Below are 15,976 nucleotides of genomic sequence, written 5' to 3' on the forward strand. Positions count from 1 at the left end.
CGGCCTCGGCGCGGCCGTTCCGCAGCGGCTGCCCGCCCCGGAGAAGGCGGGCAGCCCGGAGTTCATGAGGCCTAGGCGGACTGTTCCGCGATCGCGGCATCTGGACTCAGGACATAGCGCATGCCGTCATCGCTGACGTCGTAAACGCGGCGCCTCCGGTTGATCCACGGATCGCTGGCCGGCCGCCCCCGCATCGAGCCGCCGGATCTCCACGAGCCAGTCGAAACGCTTCACTCGGCAGTCGCCCCTCCGTTGGCCGGAGGTTCAACTCTGCGGGCTCCGGGCACACTTGAACGACCGTAGGGCAACCGGCTCTCGAGGGCAGGTGATCGACGTGTTCGACAGGCTCCGCAAGCGCATCGAAGTGGCCTGGCAGCCGCCTGTGCCACCGCCGCCGTCCGCGGGACGCCGGAGCAACCTCTTCGAGGCGGCGGCCACCTATGTGGCGGCCTGCGCCGAGGAGGATCACGAGACCAGCGCGGAGGCCGCGCGCTGGGTCTCGCCGGAGGCGCTCTGCTTCGGCGTGAACGAGCTCGCCTGCCGTGCGGTCATCGCGCTGGCCCGCGAGCACGACCAGACACCGCAGCGCGTGGCCCGGACGCTGCTGGGTCTTCCCGCCGCCTGACCCACCGGAGCATGCCGCCCCGGCACCGGACACGATCTAGACGCATTCCAGCGGAAGGTGCGGTTCGGGCGGCAGTTCGGCGCGTATGGAGTCGCCGGGTCTGACCTCGCCGCCTGTCAGGACAATGCCCATGATGCCTCCCTTACGGACCACGGCACCGTGCTCGTCGCGGCCGATGACCTGCTTGAGCAGCCCCTTCTGGAACGCCTCGATCTGAGGGCAGGGATTGCGCAGTCCGGTCACCTCGACGACGGCCCGGTCGCCCAGACGCAGCCGCGTCCCCCGCGGCAGGCCGAGCAGGTTGATGCCTCTGGTGGTGACGTTCTCCCCCAGCTCTCCGGCGCGCACCGTGAAGCCTGCCTCGCCGACCTCGTCGAACAACTCCTCGTGGATGAGGTGCACCTGACGGAGATTGAGCTGTCCGGGATCCCGGGCGACTCGCGAGCGGTGCTGCACCGTCACTCCAAGGTGGGCGTCACCCTCCACGCCCAGCCCTTCCAGCAGCACGATGCTCTCCCGCACGGACTTGCCGAACTCGTGCTCCCCGCTGCGGCAGACGGCCTTCACCGTTCCCGACACCATCCGTTCCCCCTCATGGCATCTCCGCTGCCGCGAGCCGTTCACGCGCGGCGTCGATGATCCGACTCTAACCGCAGGCACCGACAGCCGGGGGACGCGCTCCACTCGGCCACTGTTCCCGCCCCCGTCACCAAAAAGGCGTGTACATGTCATTCTGCTGGCTCTACTCTGCCACCGAACCCGCAGGCTCCACCCCCTGACGCCCCACCTCCTCGTCGCCTGCGCGCCGTCGCCCACCCCGTACGGAGGACCCGTGCCCGCCGAAGCCAGCCAGACCCACGCCCCACGCCTCCCCCGCCGCCGTCTCGCCGCCCTGACCACAGCCTTCGGACTCGCCGCCGCGTCCCTCGGCCTGTGGGCCGCGGACTCCTCCGCCGCGGCGGCGGTGCCCACGCCGGACCACGTCGTGGTCGTCGTCTTCGAGAACCACGCCTACGACCAGGTCATCGGCAGCTCGAGCGCCCCCTACATCAACTCCCTGGCCTCCGGCGGCGCCAACCTGACCGCCTCGTACGCCGAGACCCACCCGAGCCAGCCGAACTACTACGCGCTGTTCTCCGGGGACACCCAGGGCGTCACCGACGACAGCTGTGTCACCCCCAGCTTCAGCGACGCGCCGAACCTCGCCTCCGAGCTCCTGGCCACGGGCAAGACCTGGGCCAGCTACAACGAGTCCTTGCCTGCCGAAGGTTCGACCACGTGCAAGAGCGGCAAATACGCCCAGAAGCACAACCCCTGGTTCGGCTTCGACAACGTCCCGACCAGCACGGCGCACACCATGTCGGCCTTCCCCGGCGACTTCGGCAAGCTGCCGACGGTCTCCTTCGTCGTCCCGAATCTGTGCAGTGACATGCACGACTGTTCCGTGGGCACCGGTGACACCTGGCTCAAGAACAACCTCAAGAGCTATGCCGACTGGGCCGAGACCCACAACAGCCTGCTGCTGATCACTTTCGACGAGGACAACCGGCTGAGCGGCAACCGCATCCCGACGGTCCTCTACGGACAGTCCGTGCGCGCCGGTTCGACCTCCGACGCCACCTACAACCACTACGACGTCCTGCGCACCGTCGAGGACATGTACGGCACCTCGCACGCCGGTAACGCCGCGGACGGCAAGGACATCACCGGCATCTGGAACAGCTGACCGTGTATCTCGCGGACAGCCGCACCACTCCCCAACCCTCCGACACCGCCGGCCGGCACCCCCTCCCCGGCCGGCGGGCCGTGCTCGTCCCGGGAGCCGTGCTCGCTCTGGGCAGCGTCAGCCTGATCACCGACGTCTCCTCGGAGATGGTCACCGCCGTTCTGCCGCTCTACCTCGTCGCCGGACTCGGGCTGTCCCCGCTCGGCTTCGGCCTCCTGGACGGTGTCTACAACGGCGTCAGCGCCCTCGTACGACTCATCGGCGGCAGGGTCTCCGACCGGGGCGGCGGGAGCCACAAGGCCGTCGCCGCCGTCGGCTACGGCCTTTCCGCCCTCTGCAAGCCTCTCCTGCTGCTCGCACACAGTGTGCCGTTGATCGGTGCGGTGCTCGCGGCGGACCGTACGGGCAAGGGGCTGCGCACCGCGCCACGCGACGCGATGATCTCCCTGGCCTGCGAACCGGGCAGCCGGGGGCGGGCGTTCGGCGTGCACCGTGCGATGGACACCGCCGGGGCCCTGCTCGGCCCGCTCGTCGCCTTCGTGATCCTGCGGGCGGCGGCCGACGGCTACGACGCCGTCTTCACCGTCAGCGGCTGCATCGCGGCGCTGGGCGTCCTCGTGCTCCTGCTGTTCGTTCCGGGGCACCGGGCCGCTCCCGTGCCGGCGGAAGCACCTGCCGATCGCGCGCCCCTGCGGGCCGTTCTGCGTCGGCCGACAGTGCGCCGGCTCACTGGCTGTGCCGCGTTGCTGGGGCTGACGACCGTCAGCGATTCGTTCCTCTACCTCACTCTCCAACGGCGCCTGGACCTCTCCGAGACGTGGTTCCCGCTGTTGCCGCTGGGAACAGCGGCAGCGTTCCTTCTGCTGGCCGTGCCTTTCGGAGCGATCGCCGACCGGCTGGGCCGCCGGCGGCTGTTCCTCTGCGGCCACCTGGCGCTGCTCACCGCGTACGGCCTGCTGGTCGCCCCGCTCGGTGACTCGACGGCGCTCGCCTTCGTCGTGCTCGCGCTGCACGGGAGCTTCTACGCGGCGACCGACGGAGTGCTGGCCGCCGTGACCGCCGACGCCGTGCCCACGACGGTCCGGGGCACGGGGCTCGCCGTGGTCCAGACGGGTCAGGCAGCCGCCCGCTTCGTGTGCTCGATCGCCTTCGGGGTGGCCTGGACGACCTGGGGCGACCGCGCGGCACTGGCCGCGGCGGCGACCGGTCTCACCGTCTCCGTCGCCGTCAGCGCCCTGCTGCTGCGCCCCTCACCCGACGCCTCACCGGAGCCTGTCCGTTGAACCGCAAGAACCGCATCCTGGCCCTGCTGGCCGCCGTGCTGATCCTGGGCGGTGTCGCCGTGGGAGCCACCTTGCACGCCGCCGGCCGGTCCGCCGAGAAGGACCGCGCACAACCGGGCGGCCCGCGCGTACACGCCGGGAAGGTCGCCCTGGACGCTCCGGGGCTCAGCGTCTTCCGCAACATGGCCTGGGGCCCGCACCGCGACGAGATCTCCACGGTTCCCGCGGCCGATCCGGCCGGGCCGCGCACATCCTCCGGAGTCCGCTGTCTGCGCTTCCACGCGGCCGCGGGCACCGGCATCTGCCTCCAGGCGGTGCACGGCAGGCTCCGCGACAGCTACCGCGCCGTGGTGCTCGACGCGCACCTGCGCGAACTGCGCCACTACGACCTGGCGGGCGTCCCCACCCGGGCCCGGGTCTCGCCGAACGGCCGGAGCGTGGCCTGGACGGTCTTCGTCAGCGGCGACTCCTACGCGGGCACGGCCTTCTCCACCCGCACCTCGATGCTCGACACCCGCACCTGGAGCCTCGACCGCAACCTCGAGGAGTACCGGTTCTTCCTGGACGGCCGCCTCCACCCGGCATCCGATCTCAACGTCTGGGGCGTCACCTTCGCCGACGACACCCGGTTCTACGCCACCGTCGCCACCGGCGGGCGGACCTATCTCGTGCGCGGTGACCGCTCCGACCGGACACTGCGCACCCTGCACACCAACGTCGAGTGCCCGTCCCTCTCACCCGACGGAACGCGTATCGCCTATAAGAAGCGCGTCGAGGGCGCGTCCCCCGACGCGCCCTGGCGGTTGTACGTCCTGGACCTGCGCACCCTGCGCGAGAGTGCCACGGCCGAACGCCGGAACGTCGACGACCAGGCGATCTGGCGGGACGGTCACACGCTCGTCTACTCCCTGCCCGGGGACTACGGCTCCGACCTGTGGACCGTCCCGGCGGACGGCTCCGGAAGCCCCCGGCTCTCCATGACCGCAGCCCTCGCCCCGGCCTACACCGGCTAACGCCCCAGCTGCTTGCGGGACATCCTGCGGAGCCTCTTGCGCTGTGCGGGGTCCAGCAGCAGATAGGCGGCGGCCGGCACGGCCAGCATCACCAGCAGACCCACCCAGGGGTGCAGCCACAGCAGGATCACCCCCACCACCACACCGGCGACGGCGACCTTGGCCCTGTTGCTCATGTCCGTGCCTCCTCCGCGACGGCTGCCGCTTGTCCTGAAGAACGCCCGGGGGTTCCGTCCGGTTCCTCACCCGGCCCGGAGCGGGGCGCCGACGTCGTGCATGTGGCCCAGCGCCTGCCGGTAGGAGTCGACAAGTCCGGTCTCGGTGTACGGCAGCCCGACGGCGCGGCAGTGCGCGCGGACGAGGGGCCGGACGAGCTTCAGGTGAGGCCGGGGCATGCTGGGGAAGAGGTGGTGCTCGATCTGGTAGTTCAGGCCGCCCATGAACCAGTCGGTCAGCGCGCCGCCCCGCACGTTCCGCGAGGTGACGACCTGCCGGCGCAGATGTCCCCAGCGCTCCCCGTCCGGGTCCGGCATGTCCATCCCCTTGTGGTTGGGGGCGAAGACCATGCCGAGATGGAGACCGAACAGCGCGTGGTGGACCAGCGCGAAGACCAGGGCCTTACCAGGAGACAGCACGGACAGCAGGAGCGTCGCGTAGCCCACCACATGAAGAGTCAGGAGGGCCGCTTCGACCCACCGCTCACGCGCTTCCTGCCTTTTGAGGTCGCGCACACTCGAAACCTTCAGGGCGATGCCTTCGAGCAGCAGCATGGGGAAGAACAGCCAGGCCTGGTGGCGGGTGAGCCAGCGGGTGAATCCCTGCCGCTGTGCTGCCTGTCGCTGCGTCCATACGAGCGCGCCGACGCCGACGTCCGGATCCTTGTCGATGTGGTTGGGGTTGGCGTGGTGGCGGATGTGCTTGTCGTTCCACCAGGCGTAGCTCATGCCGAGCAGCAGGTTCGCGTGCAGGAGGCCGAGCACGCGGTTGACGCGGCGGGTGGCGGCTATCTGCGCGTGCCCGCTGTCGTGGCCGACGAAGGCGATCCGGGCGCAGAAGACGGCCGCGGGCAGGGCCAGGAGCACGGCCCACCAGGAGTCCCCCACGAGCACGGCCCCGGCGGCCGTGGCCGCGAGTGCGAGCAGATCGGCGACGATGGTGAACGCGTACCTGCCCCGGCGCCGGTCGAGGAGTCCTTCCTCCCGGACCAGGCGCAGGAGCGGCGCGAAATCGCTGCCCGCGGTACGTTCCGCGAGCGGGGTGGTGGCCTGGCGCATGAGGTCTCCGGTGAGTTCGGACCGGCGGGCTGACTTCACAGAACGTACGGATCCGGGGCGTCCGGCAGCCATGGCGGCACCACCCGGATCCGCAGGGGGCAATCCCCCCTGGACGTGGGGGGCTGAGTGCACCCTGGGGACCACAGGGCGAAGGCGCGTGTCGCGCGTCACACACGGAGGGGGCGCTTCCGGCGGCGTTTCCCTGTACCCTCGACCGCTCGGAGCTTCACTAGTCAAATTTGAGGAATCCTCAGCCCAGTGACACCACCCCTTGCCGCAACCCCCTCCGAGATCTCCCGGCTCGTCCAGTGCTCGGCGGTCTTCCTCCCCGGCGACCCGGCCCGCACCGGCCGCGTGGCCTTCTGGCGGCCCGACGAGGAACCGCCCGCCGCACCGGGCAGCGTCGAGGAACTGACCGTCGTCGTCGACGACGGCACCGGCGTCTCCACCACGACGGTCCGGGCCGTGGTGATGCCCGTGCGCGAAGCCGTGCCGGTTCTCACCCGCGCCCGCGCGGCGCGCGCCGACGAGGCGGCCGCCTTTTGGGGCACGGCGGCGGTGCTCGCCCTGCAACTGGCCGCTCGCGGGCGCCTGCTCCCCGGACTGACCGCGACCGATCACGACGCGTGGCGCGTCGGACCGCTGGCACCCGAGGACATGAGCCGGATCCGGGAGCTGGCGGCCGCCATGCCGCCCGCCGCGCACTCCGTGCCGCTCCCTCACGACGGCAGCGGGCCTCTGCTGCTCCCCGAGCCGGAACGGCTCGTACGCGCCTTCCTGGACGCTGTCGCCGACGGCCTGCCGCGCACTCCCGCCGCCGCGGTCGCCGCGGGTGGTCCCGCCTTCGCCGCCACCGAACCCCGTCGGATGCCCGAACAGCGCGCGTGGGCGGACAGCGTGGCCGCCGGGCACGACGCCGGCGTACGGCTGTCCCTCCGCGTCGAGGTGCTGGGGCTCACCGACGTGGAGGGCGAGGACGCCTCTCCGCGTTTCCGGGCGGTGCTCCAGCTGCACAGCCTCGCCGACCCGGCACTCGTCGCGGACGCCGCCGACGTGTGGTCCGGCGCCTCGCCCCTCACGGCCGCGCTCGGCAAGGGAGCGCGCATGAACGCGCTGCTCGCCCTGCGCCGCGCCGCCCACGCCTGGCCCGCCCTCGCTCCCCTGCTCTCGGCCACGGCGCCCGACGCCGTCGACCTCGCCGACGAGGAGGTCGGCGAACTGCTCGGCGCCGCCTCCGCGGCACTGGACGCCGCCGGCGTCCAGGTGCACTGGCCGAAGGAAGTGGCCCGCACTCTCACCTCGTACGCCGTTGTCGGCCCACAGGACGACGCGGGCCGCGGCCAGGACGACGACCGTTCGGCAATACCCTCCCTGCTGTCGGCCGACGCCCTGCTCAGCTTCAGCTGGCGATTCGCCGTGGGAGACGAGGAGTTGACACAGGCCGAACTGGACCGCCTCGCGGAGGCAAGCCGCCCGGCCGTGCGCCTGCGCGACCAGTGGGTGCTCCTCGACCCCGAATCCGTACGCCGCGCCCAGGGCCGGCAGGACCGCAAACTCACGCCCGTGGAAGCGCTCGGCGTGGCCCTCACGGGGCGCACGCAGACGGAAGGCCCCGACGGCACCGAGGAGTTCGTCGACGTCCGGGCGAACGGCTGGCTGGCGGCGCTGCGCGACCGCATCGCCGATCCTGAGAGCACACAGGAGCCCCTCGCGCAGCCCGCCGCGCTCGCCGCCACTCTGCGCGACTATCAGCTGCGGGGACTCGACTGGCTGCACCGCATGACCTCGCTCGGCCTGGGCGGTTGCCTCGCCGACGACATGGGTCTCGGCAAGACCATCACGGTCATCGCCCTGCATCTGCACCGCGGGACGCTGCGGGACGCGGCAGGACCGACCCTGGTCGTCTGCCCGACCTCCCTGATGGGCAACTGGCAGCGCGAGATCGAGAAGTTCGCCCCCGGTACGCCTGTGCGCCGTTTCCACGGCTCGGCACGGAGTCTGGAGGGTCTGGCGGACGGCGAGTTCGTCCTCACCACCTACGGCACGATGCGGCTGGACGCGCGGCGGCTGGGAGAGACCGACTGGGGCCTGGTCGTCGCCGACGAGGCCCAGCACGTCAAGAACCCGTACTCCGACACGGCGAAGCAGTTGCGCACCATCGGCGGCAAGGCGCGCGTCGCGCTTTCCGGCACGCCGGTGGAGAACAACCTCTCCGAGTTGTGGGCGATCCTCGACTGGACGACGCCCGGTCTCCTGGGTTCGCTCGGCAGCTTCCGGCGGCGGTACGCGCAGGCCGTCGAGGGCGGTGTGGATCCGGGCGCGGCCGAACGGCTCGCCGCTCTCGTCCGCCCGTTCCTGCTGCGCCGGCGCAAGTCCGACCCGGGCATCGCCCCCGAGCTGCCGCCGAAGACCGAGACCGACCGGACGGTCGCGCTCACCAAGGAACAGGCGGCCCTCTACGAGGCCGTGGTGCGGGAGATCCTCGCCGAGGTGGAGGCCGCGGACGGTTTCGAGCGGCGTGGCCTGATCGTCAAGCTGCTCACCGGGCTGAAGCAGATCTGCAACCACCCGGCACAGTTCCTGAAGGAAGACGGCCTTCAGGAGGGCACCCCGCGGATCCAGGGCCGTTCCGGCAAGGTCGAGCTGCTCGACGAGCTGCTGGACACGATCCTGGCAGAAGGGGTGAGCGTTCTGGTGTTCACGCAGTACGTCCGGATGGCCAAGCTGCTGGAGGGGCACCTGGCCTCCCGGGGCGTGCCTGTGCAGTTGCTCCACGGCGGCACGCCGGTGCCCCGGCGCGAGGAAATGGTCCAGCGCTTCCAGGACGGTGAGGTACCGGTTTTCCTCTTGTCGTTGAAGGCAGCGGGCACGGGCCTCAATCTCACCCGGGCGGGCCATGTGGTGCACTTCGACCGCTGGTGGAACCCCGCCGTGGAAGCGCAGGCGACAGACCGCGCGTACCGCATCGGTCAGACCCAGCCCGTACAGGTGCACCGGCTGATCGCCGAAGGGACGATCGAGGACCGGATCGCCGAGATGCTCGCGCGCAAGCAGGCCCTCGCCGACTCCGTCCTGGGCTCGGCCGAGGCCGCTCTGACGGAACTCACCGACGCCGAACTCACCGAACTCGTCGCTCTGAGGGGGACCGGCCGATGACCGGACACGACATCACCGGCGGCACCGAGCTCACCTTCGCCGCCCTGCTTCCCGAGCCCGGCCAGGCATTCGCCCGGAGCTGGTGGGGCCGGGCCTGGCTCAAGGCCCTGGAGGACACCGCCCTGGACGGACGGCAGGTGAAGGCCGGACGCAAGCACGCCCGCGCGGGCGCGGTGGGCGCGGTCTCGGTGCGGCCGGGCCGGATCACGGCCCTGGTCCGCGACCGTGACGGCACGTCCTACCGCTCCGATGTGATGCTCCAGGAGCTCTCGGCGGCCGACTGGAACCGGCTGCTCGATCTGGTGGCCGACCGGGCAGGCCATATCGCGGCACTGCTGGACCACGACATACCGCCGCACCTGGCGGAGGACGCGCTGGCCGCCGGCGTGGAGCTGCTGCCCGGTATCGGCGATCTGGAGCCCGAGTGCGGCTGCGGGGCGTGGGACCACTGTCCGCACACAGCGGCACTGTGCCACCAGGTGGCGCGGATCCTCGACCAGGACCCGTTCGTCCTTCTGCTGATGCGCGGGCGTGGAGAGCGCGAGCTGCTGGACGAACTCCAGAGCCGCAACTCCGCACGCACCACGGCGCATGCCCCGGAGCCGAGCGCCGAGGTCGCCTCGGGCGTCCCGGCGCACGAGGTGTTCGCTGCGGGCTTCCTCGTACCCCCGCTGCCCGGTCCGCCTCCCCCGGTGGAGACCGCGGGCCGCCCGCCCGTGCTGTCCGGCGACACCGCTCCCGCTCCGGGGCTGGACGCCGGGGCACTGGAGTTCCTGGTCGCGGACGCGGCCGCGCGGGCCCGGCGAATGCTGGCCGAGGCGCTCGCTCCCGGCCACGAACGGTCACCCGTGGGAGAGGAACTGAACCTGTGGCAGGACACCGTGCGCCTCGCCGCCTCCGGGCCGCCGGCCGCCGTCGCGGCACGGCTGGCGTCGGGCTGCGGCCGCGACCGCCCCGGGCTCGCCCAGGCCGTACGGGCATGGGGCCACGGAGGGCCTGCGGCACTGTCGGTCCTGGAGGACGAATGGACGCCAGGAGCCGAGGAGCTCACGCGCGCCCACGCGCAGCTGACCGCCGCCCGGGAGGGCGGGACGACGCCGGCCCTGCGCGCCTCGCGCAACCGCTGGACGGTGGTCGGCTCGGACACGCAGCTGCGCTACGGGCGCGACGGCCGCTGGTGGCCGTACCGCAAGGAGAGCGGCCGCTGGCAGCCCGCCGGGCCCTGCGAGGACGATCCCGCGACCGCTCTCGCGGCTCTTCTGACGGAGGGTTCGCAGGAGGACTGACAGAGGGCCACGCCGCGCAGGTCTCGGCGATGAATCAAAGGAAAGAGCGCGCGAAATTCACACTTTCCCAGGAGGTGAGGGAAATTTTGCCTTTCAGTGCAGGAATATGGTGATCTACAGGTACGTCACCTTCTGATCAGAGAAAGGCCCTTCGGGATGGTTTTCGCCCTGCTGCGCCGTCGTAAGCGTTCCCTCCACCAGGAGGTCGCTCCGATTCCGCACGGCGCGGGGGCTCTCGACTGCCTGGTGCTCGATCCGGTCCAGCTACCGCTGCACAGGGCGGAAGTGTCCGTACGCGATCTCAACGGCCAGGAAGTGGTCCACGGGCAGACCGATCCGCACGGCCGGTTCGCGACGACCGTGGCGCCCGGCGAGTACAGCGTCGCCGTGACGGCCGAAGGGTTCCAGCCCGTACGGCGCAGCTTCACGTCCGCGGAGGGCGCGCGGACCACTCTCGAACCAGTGGGCATGGAACCGGCACCCACTCCGTCCATGCCGAGTCCCGGCGCGTGGCGCATCGACCCGGACCACACGGCCGTGCGCTTCATCTCCCGGCACATCGGGCTCGCGGAGGTGCACGGCCGGTTCAACCGGTTCGAGGGCACCTTGTGGATCGCCGAGAACATGGAGCACTCCCGCATCGACGTGGTGATCGAGACGGCGAGCATCGACACGGGGGTCAAGCAGCGGGACGAGCACCTGTGCTCCGCGGAGTTCCTGAACGTCGCCAAGTTCCCGTACATGCAGTTCACCAGTGAGCGATTCGTGCACCGCGGCGGGTCCCGGTGGACGGTCCAGGGCGTGCTCAATCTGCACGGCGTGAGCCGCAACGTCGCGCTCGACACCCGCTACCTGGGCATCGGCACCGGCATCATGGGCGAGACCCGCACCGCCTGTTCGGCCTCGACCGAGCTGCACCGCGAGGACTTCACCCTGGACTGGCGCTCGATGCTCCAGCGCGGCATAGCCATGATCGGTGCGACCATCAGGATCGAGCTGGACATCCAGGCCGTTCCGGCCCAGTGACGACGCCGGCCCGCTCGACGGCCTGGCCCTCGCGGCCGTCGAGCGGCAACGGCAGCAACTCCGTGGGGAGCCCGCTGGGCAGGCTCGTCGGGAGGCCGCTGGGCCACCCGGACGGCATACTCGTCGGCAGTCGGCTGGGGAGTCGCGTCGGCAGCTCCGAGGGCAGTCCACTGGGGAGGCTGAACGAGGGCGACGGGCCGGCCGAGGGTCCGTTGCCGGGCCCGTCGTCCTTCTTGCCCTTGTCCCCGATGATCAGCACCGCGCCCAGCGCGACCGCCGCGATCGCCACCAGCACGGTCACGGCGATCACCGTCCGCCGCCCGCCACCGCCGGACGGCGGCTCCGGGTTCCACGGCGGCCGCCCCGGGCCGAACCCGCCCGGAGGCGGTGCGGAGGGCGGAGGCGGTGGGCTCGCGGGCGGGCCGTACGGCGGTCCCGGTGGAGTGGCCATACGGCCCAGCGTTCCCGGTCGTGGAGCGCCGTCACCGCGCGGTGACGGTACCGCCACACGCTCCGCTCAGGACCGCGACATTCCAGGGCGGGAAAACCCCTGCACGCTCCGCGTGGCAGCTTCGCCGAAAAAATCCATACTCGTACGATTTGCCGGTGCTTGCCGAAGGTTACGACGATCGCTCAGCGGTGTGCGCGCAGGAATGCCTCGAGCCCGGCGAGGTCGTCCGTGTTGAGGTAGTCCACGCCCGCGGCGAGCAGTTCGCGCCACAGGGCGTCACGCGCCGCACCGGGCCGGTCGGGTGTGGCCCAGAAACGCACCTGCCGGTGTTCGGCGTGCGCGGTGGAGACGAGCCGCGACAGCTTGGCGCGTTCCCCTGCGGGCATCGGACCCACGCCCTGCCAGGTGAAGTTGAGGTTCCAGTCGTCACTGACGAGCGGGGCGAAGGACGCGGGGACACCACTGCCGAGATCCGTGAGGCGGCCGTCGTAGAAGGCCCGCCGTGTCCGCTCCTCCTCCATGGGGCCCCGAGCGCCCCGGTCCCCGGAGATGACGGCGGTGACCGCGCCGCGCCGGACCCGGCCGTTGTCACAGACGCTCAGCATCGAGCGGTAGCGCTGAAGATGCCGGGAGAGCTCACGGTAGGTCGGTCCGCCGGCGGTCTTGATGTCGATGAGCAGTTGCAGGGAGAAGTCGTACCCCGGATAGACCCGCCCGTGCCCGGATCTGACCCGGCGCAGCAGGGGGTCGAGGTAGAGCGACTCCAGGGTGCGCGTGGGGTCGAGCCCGGACGCGTCGTGCGCGACCAGGAGCTTGTCGCCGACGAGCCAGATGTCGGCCTCCACGCTGCCGAAGCCGTGGGAGAGCGCGTCGGTGAGCGGGCGGAGGTGCTCATAGTCGTTGTGCGCGTGGGCGCGGCGCAGGGGAGGCTTGCCCCGCGCGGCACCCTCGCCGGGCGCCGCGTCCGCCCGCCGGGCGAAGGCGGGTCCGGTGACGGAGCCGGCGAGGGCTGCTCCCAGGGTGATGACGGCTGCGCGGCGCGTACGAGGGGTCATGGCGACTCTCCCGGATCGGGGTGCGTCCGCCGCGGTGGCGGCCCGCACGAGCTGTCTCCTGCGAGTATCCGGGGCCACAGGGCCAAAGGGCAGGGAAGTGGCAAGAGTTGCCCGCGTCGACGTCGACGCGTTCCCTGTCGTTCTTTCGGGGCATGGTGAACTCTCTTGCACCGTGCCAGAGTTGACGGGACCTCTGGGGAGACTGTGATCGGATGCAGAAGCCGCGTGCGCGCGGGGCTGACGGTTCTGGTGGCGTGGGCGTCGCTCGTAGGAGGAGGTACGGCCTGGGCGGACTCGGCGGACGCGAGCACACAGCAGGCACTACGGCTGGGCGCGTCGACCTCTGTGGCGCCCGGGGTCGAGTACCGCGACTTCGCCCTTTCGGCTTCGCACGGGCCCACGTACGGGCATCTGCTGACCGTCGACCTGCGCGAACCGGGTGTCTCCCTCGATCTGCTCTATCCGGGGGCGGTCGCCGCGCGGTCCACGGTGTCCCACATGGCCGAGCGGAGCGGCGCGGTCGGCGGGGTCAACGGCGACTTCTTCAACATCACCGAGTCCCAGCACCCGGGGGTGGAGGCGACGGGCGCCCCGGTGGGTCCGTCCATCGCGAGGGGCCACCGGCTCGGCGCGGCGGTGCCCAACGGCCAGCGCTTCGGGCCTGCGATGCCACCGGGAGCGACGACCCGGGACGTCATCGGTGTCGGGACGGACGGCACGGCCAGGCTGGACCGCCTGACCCTGGCGGGCACGGTGACGGCCAAGGGCAAGAAGCTGACGCTGCGCGGCCTCAACCAGTACGCCTTGCCGGTGGGCGGGATCGGGGCGTACACCCATGACTGGGGCACGGCCTCGCGACGGCGTGCCACATGCGGTACGGACACCGACCGGTCCGCCCCGTGCAGCGCCGTCACCTATGAACTGACCGTGCGCCGCGACCGCGTGACCGAGGTGGCCAAGACCCCGGGGCGCGGTGCGATCCCCTCGGGATCGACCGTCCTGGTGGGGCGCGACGGGGGCGCGAAGGAGCTCCGCAAGCTGCGGGTCGGTGACACGGTGAAGATCGAGGAACGGCTGGAGTCCAAGGGGCGGGGAGCGCTCCGCTTCGCCATCGGCGGCTTCCCGGTGCTGCGCGGCGGCAGACCCCTCGCGGGGCTGGACCGCAAGACGTCGGCGGTGCGGACCTCCGCGGGCACGGTTGAGGGCGGCCGGCGGTTCTTCCTGCTGGCCCTGGACGGCGGCGCCGAATACCGCTCGGGCATGACCGTCGCCGAACTGGCCGCCCTCATGCGGGACCTCGGGGCGGAGGACGCGGTGAACCTGGACGGCGGCGGGTCGAGCACCCTGGTGACGCGGGACCCGGACGACGGGCGCACGGCGGTCCGCAACCATCCGTCGGGCGGAGGTGAGCGGCCCGTCGCGAACGGAATCGGAATTTTTATCCGAACCTAACATCGTCGATCAATCCACCCATGTGAGTGACTGTGTCACCCGATTCCCGCTGCTAGCTTCGAAGGTGCACGAGCGAAAAATCAGCGGAAAAGAAATCGTCGGGTCCGCAATGGGCATTTCGCAATGGATGGGTGGGCATTCGCATCATGACGACATCAGTGGAGACCGGCACCGCGGACAATAGCGGTACCGCCCCCCTGAGCCTGGGCACCGCCGCCGCACGCAATCTGGCGACCACGACCAAGACCGTGCCGCAGATGCAGGGCATCACCTCGCGGTGGCTGCTGCGCCTGCTGCCCTGGGTCCATGTGCCCGGCGGTTCCTACCGGGTCAACCGCCGCCTGACACACACACTGGGCGACGGCCGGGTGGAGTTCGTCTCCACCGGCTCGGAGGTCCGGGTCATCCCCGCCGAGCTGGGCGAGCTGCCGCCGCTGCGCGGCTTCACCGACGCGGCGACCCTGGAGGCGCTGGCGAGCCGCTTCACCCAGCGCGAGTTCCAGGCCGGTGAGGTGCTCGTGGAGGCCGGGCAGCCGGCCGACCAGGTCGTCCTGATCGCCCACGGCAAGATCGACAAGGAGCGCGAGGGCGAGTACGGCGACCCGGCCGTGCTCGACGTGCTGGCGGACGGCGGGTATTTCGGCGACCGGGCGGTCGCCGCGGAGGAGGAGCAGACCTGGGACTTCACCGCCAAGGCCGTCACCGCCTGCACGGTGCTGACCCTCCCCCGCCAGGCGTTCCAGGAGCTGCTCGGCACCTCGGAAGAGCTCCGTGCCCACGTCGCTGCCTTCCACGCCGCCGTCGGCCTCCCACAGAACGAGTACGGCGAGTCGGCCATCGACGTCGCCTCGGGGCACACCGGCGAGCCGGCGCTGCCGGGCGTCTTCGCCGATTACGAACTCTCCCCGCGCGAGTACGAACTGAGCGTCGCCCAGACGGTCCTGCGGGTCCACACCCGCGTCGCGGACCTCTACAACGAGCCGATGAACCAGGTCGAGCAGCAGCTGCGCCTGACCATCGAAGCCCTGCGCGAGCGCCAGGAGCACGAGCTGGTGAACAACCGCGCCTTCGGGCTGCTCCACAACGCCGACCTCAAACAGCGCATCCACACCCGCACCGGCCCGCCCACCCCCGACGACCTCGACGAGCTCCTGGCCACTGTGTGGAAGGACCCCGCGTTCCTCCTCGCGCACCCGCGCGCGATCGCGGCGATCGCCCGTGAGTTCAACAGCAGGGGCATCTATCCCGACAGCGTGGACGTGAGCGGGCACGCGGTGCCCGCCTGGCGCGGCGTACCGATCTTCCCGTGCAACAAGATCCCCATCAGCGACACGGGCACCAGCTCCATCCTGGTGATGCGCACCGGGGAGGAGGCCCAGGGCGTGGTCGGCCTCCACCGGACGGGAATTCCCGACGAGTACCGCCCGAGCCTTTCGGTGCGGTTCATGGGAATCAGTGAGCAGGCCATCATCTCCTATCTCGTGAGCGCCTATTATTCCGCAGCCGTCCTCGTTCCGGACGCCCTGGGAATTCTCGAGAACGTGGAAATCGGCCACTGAGATCCGGACCGGGGCCGGATTTCGATGCCCCCGGCTCCACGCATCCGTATCGCGTCGGACAGCGCAAGCG

At 71.2% G+C, this 15,976-nt stretch carries 14 protein-coding genes; 9 read left to right on the forward strand and 5 right to left on the reverse strand.

The window, feature by feature from the left end; translation table 11 throughout:
- Positions 1-334 precede the first annotated feature (334 nt).
- Positions 335-625 (forward strand): hypothetical protein, encoded by a 291-nt coding sequence (locus ACFY1P_RS05840; protein WP_390749832.1) that lies wholly within the window; start codon positions 335-337, stop codon positions 623-625.
- 36 nt (positions 626-661) lie between these two features.
- Here the strand turns inward: ACFY1P_RS05840 and ACFY1P_RS05845 are convergent, their stop codons facing one another.
- Entirely contained in the window at positions 662-1,207 is a 546-nt protein-coding gene (locus ACFY1P_RS05845; RefSeq protein ID WP_390749833.1) for an MOSC domain-containing protein, read from the reverse strand.
- Positions 1,208-1,517: 310 nt separating this feature from the next.
- Here ACFY1P_RS05845 and ACFY1P_RS05850 point away from each other — a divergent pair, with 310 nt between their 5' ends.
- The 3 genes from ACFY1P_RS05850 to ACFY1P_RS05860 are packed head-to-tail and all read left to right on the forward strand — an operon-like array spanning position 1,518 to position 4,647.
- Positions 1,518-2,351 (forward strand): alkaline phosphatase family protein, encoded by an 834-nt coding sequence (locus ACFY1P_RS05850; protein ID WP_390750020.1) that lies wholly within the window; start codon positions 1,518-1,520, stop codon positions 2,349-2,351.
- 2 nt (positions 2,352-2,353) lie between these two features.
- A complete protein-coding gene (locus ACFY1P_RS05855) occupies positions 2,354-3,634 on the forward strand; it encodes an MFS transporter (RefSeq protein ID WP_390749834.1) in 1,281 nt (426 codons plus the stop codon).
- Entirely contained in the window at positions 3,631-4,647 is a 1,017-nt protein-coding gene (locus ACFY1P_RS05860; RefSeq protein WP_390749835.1) for a TolB family protein, read from the forward strand. Before ACFY1P_RS05855 ends, ACFY1P_RS05860 begins: the two co-directional genes overlap by 4 nt.
- Here ACFY1P_RS05860 and ACFY1P_RS05865 read toward each other — a convergent pair.
- Complete coding sequence (locus ACFY1P_RS05865) at positions 4,644-4,823, reverse strand: hypothetical protein (RefSeq protein WP_390749836.1); 180 nt, start codon at positions 4,821-4,823, stop codon at positions 4,644-4,646. The genes ACFY1P_RS05860 and ACFY1P_RS05865 overlap by 4 nt on opposite strands.
- Positions 4,824-4,889: 66 nt before the next feature.
- A complete protein-coding gene (locus ACFY1P_RS05870) occupies positions 4,890-5,921 on the reverse strand; it encodes a fatty acid desaturase family protein (RefSeq protein ID WP_390749837.1) in 1,032 nt (343 codons plus the stop codon).
- 258 nt (positions 5,922-6,179) lie between these two features.
- Between ACFY1P_RS05870 and ACFY1P_RS05875 the strand changes: the two genes are divergently transcribed.
- The 3 genes from ACFY1P_RS05875 (at position 6,180) to ACFY1P_RS05885 (ending at position 11,389) form a co-directional block, all read left to right on the forward strand.
- A complete protein-coding gene (locus tag ACFY1P_RS05875) occupies positions 6,180-9,077 on the forward strand; it encodes a DEAD/DEAH box helicase (protein ID WP_390749838.1) in 2,898 nt (965 codons plus the stop codon).
- Positions 9,074-10,363 carry an SWF or SNF family helicase gene (locus ACFY1P_RS05880; RefSeq protein ID WP_390749839.1) on the forward strand — a complete coding sequence of 430 codons (1,290 nt, stop codon included), beginning with the start codon at positions 9,074-9,076 and terminating at the stop codon, positions 10,361-10,363. The genes ACFY1P_RS05875 and ACFY1P_RS05880 overlap by 4 nt, the downstream gene beginning before the upstream one ends.
- Before the next feature lie 156 nt (positions 10,364-10,519).
- The gene (locus ACFY1P_RS05885) at positions 10,520-11,389 is read left to right on the forward strand and encodes a YceI family protein (protein ID WP_361520244.1); all 870 of its coding nucleotides are present in this window, start codon (positions 10,520-10,522) and stop codon (positions 11,387-11,389) included.
- Here the strand turns inward: ACFY1P_RS05885 and ACFY1P_RS05890 are convergent.
- Both ACFY1P_RS05890 and ACFY1P_RS05895 read right to left on the reverse strand, forming a co-directional pair.
- Positions 11,349-11,840 (reverse strand): hypothetical protein, encoded by a 492-nt coding sequence (locus ACFY1P_RS05890; RefSeq protein WP_390749840.1) that lies wholly within the window; start codon positions 11,838-11,840, stop codon positions 11,349-11,351. The genes ACFY1P_RS05885 and ACFY1P_RS05890 overlap by 41 nt on opposite strands.
- Positions 11,841-12,022: 182 nt before the next feature.
- A complete protein-coding gene (locus tag ACFY1P_RS05895) occupies positions 12,023-12,895 on the reverse strand; it encodes a phosphatidylinositol-specific phospholipase C/glycerophosphodiester phosphodiesterase family protein (protein ID WP_390749841.1) in 873 nt (290 codons plus the stop codon).
- Positions 12,896-13,120: 225 nt separating this feature from the next.
- On the opposite strand from ACFY1P_RS05895, the gene ACFY1P_RS05900 reads away from it, so the two are divergent.
- Entirely contained in the window at positions 13,121-14,347 is a 1,227-nt protein-coding gene (locus tag ACFY1P_RS05900) for a phosphodiester glycosidase family protein (protein ID WP_361520252.1), read from the forward strand.
- A gap of 146 nt (positions 14,348-14,493) precedes the next feature.
- A complete protein-coding gene (locus tag ACFY1P_RS05905) occupies positions 14,494-15,906 on the forward strand; it encodes a family 2B encapsulin nanocompartment shell protein (protein WP_390749842.1) in 1,413 nt (470 codons plus the stop codon).
- Positions 15,907-15,976: the final 70 nt, after the last annotated feature.

Origin of the sequence: Streptomyces sp. NPDC001407, from assembly GCF_042895325.1 — a bacterium.
Taxonomy (GTDB): Bacteria; Actinomycetota; Actinomycetes; order Streptomycetales; family Streptomycetaceae; genus Streptomyces.

What these genes read in the sequence shown, in the direction of transcription:
- ACFY1P_RS05895 (WP_390749841.1), bottom strand. Translation starts at nt 12,895, where the DNA reads ATGACCCCTCGTACGCGCCGCGCAGCCGTCATCACCCTGGGAGCAGCC.
- ACFY1P_RS05870 (WP_390749837.1), bottom strand. Translation starts at nt 5,921, where the DNA reads ATGCGCCAGGCCACCACCCCGCTCGCGGAACGTACCGCGGGCAGCGAT.
- ACFY1P_RS05845 (WP_390749833.1), bottom strand. Translation starts at nt 1,207, where the DNA reads ATGGTGTCGGGAACGGTGAAGGCCGTCTGCCGCAGCGGGGAGCACGAG.
- ACFY1P_RS05880 (WP_390749839.1), top strand. Translation starts at nt 9,074, where the DNA reads ATGACCGGACACGACATCACCGGCGGCACCGAGCTCACCTTCGCCGCC.
- ACFY1P_RS05885 (WP_361520244.1), top strand. Translation starts at nt 10,520, where the DNA reads ATGGTTTTCGCCCTGCTGCGCCGTCGTAAGCGTTCCCTCCACCAGGAG.
- ACFY1P_RS05890 (WP_390749840.1), bottom strand. Translation starts at nt 11,840, where the DNA reads ATGGCCACTCCACCGGGACCGCCGTACGGCCCGCCCGCGAGCCCACCG.
- ACFY1P_RS05865 (WP_390749836.1), bottom strand. Translation starts at nt 4,823, where the DNA reads ATGAGCAACAGGGCCAAGGTCGCCGTCGCCGGTGTGGTGGTGGGGGTG.
- ACFY1P_RS05905 (WP_390749842.1), top strand. Translation starts at nt 14,494, where the DNA reads ATGACGACATCAGTGGAGACCGGCACCGCGGACAATAGCGGTACCGCC.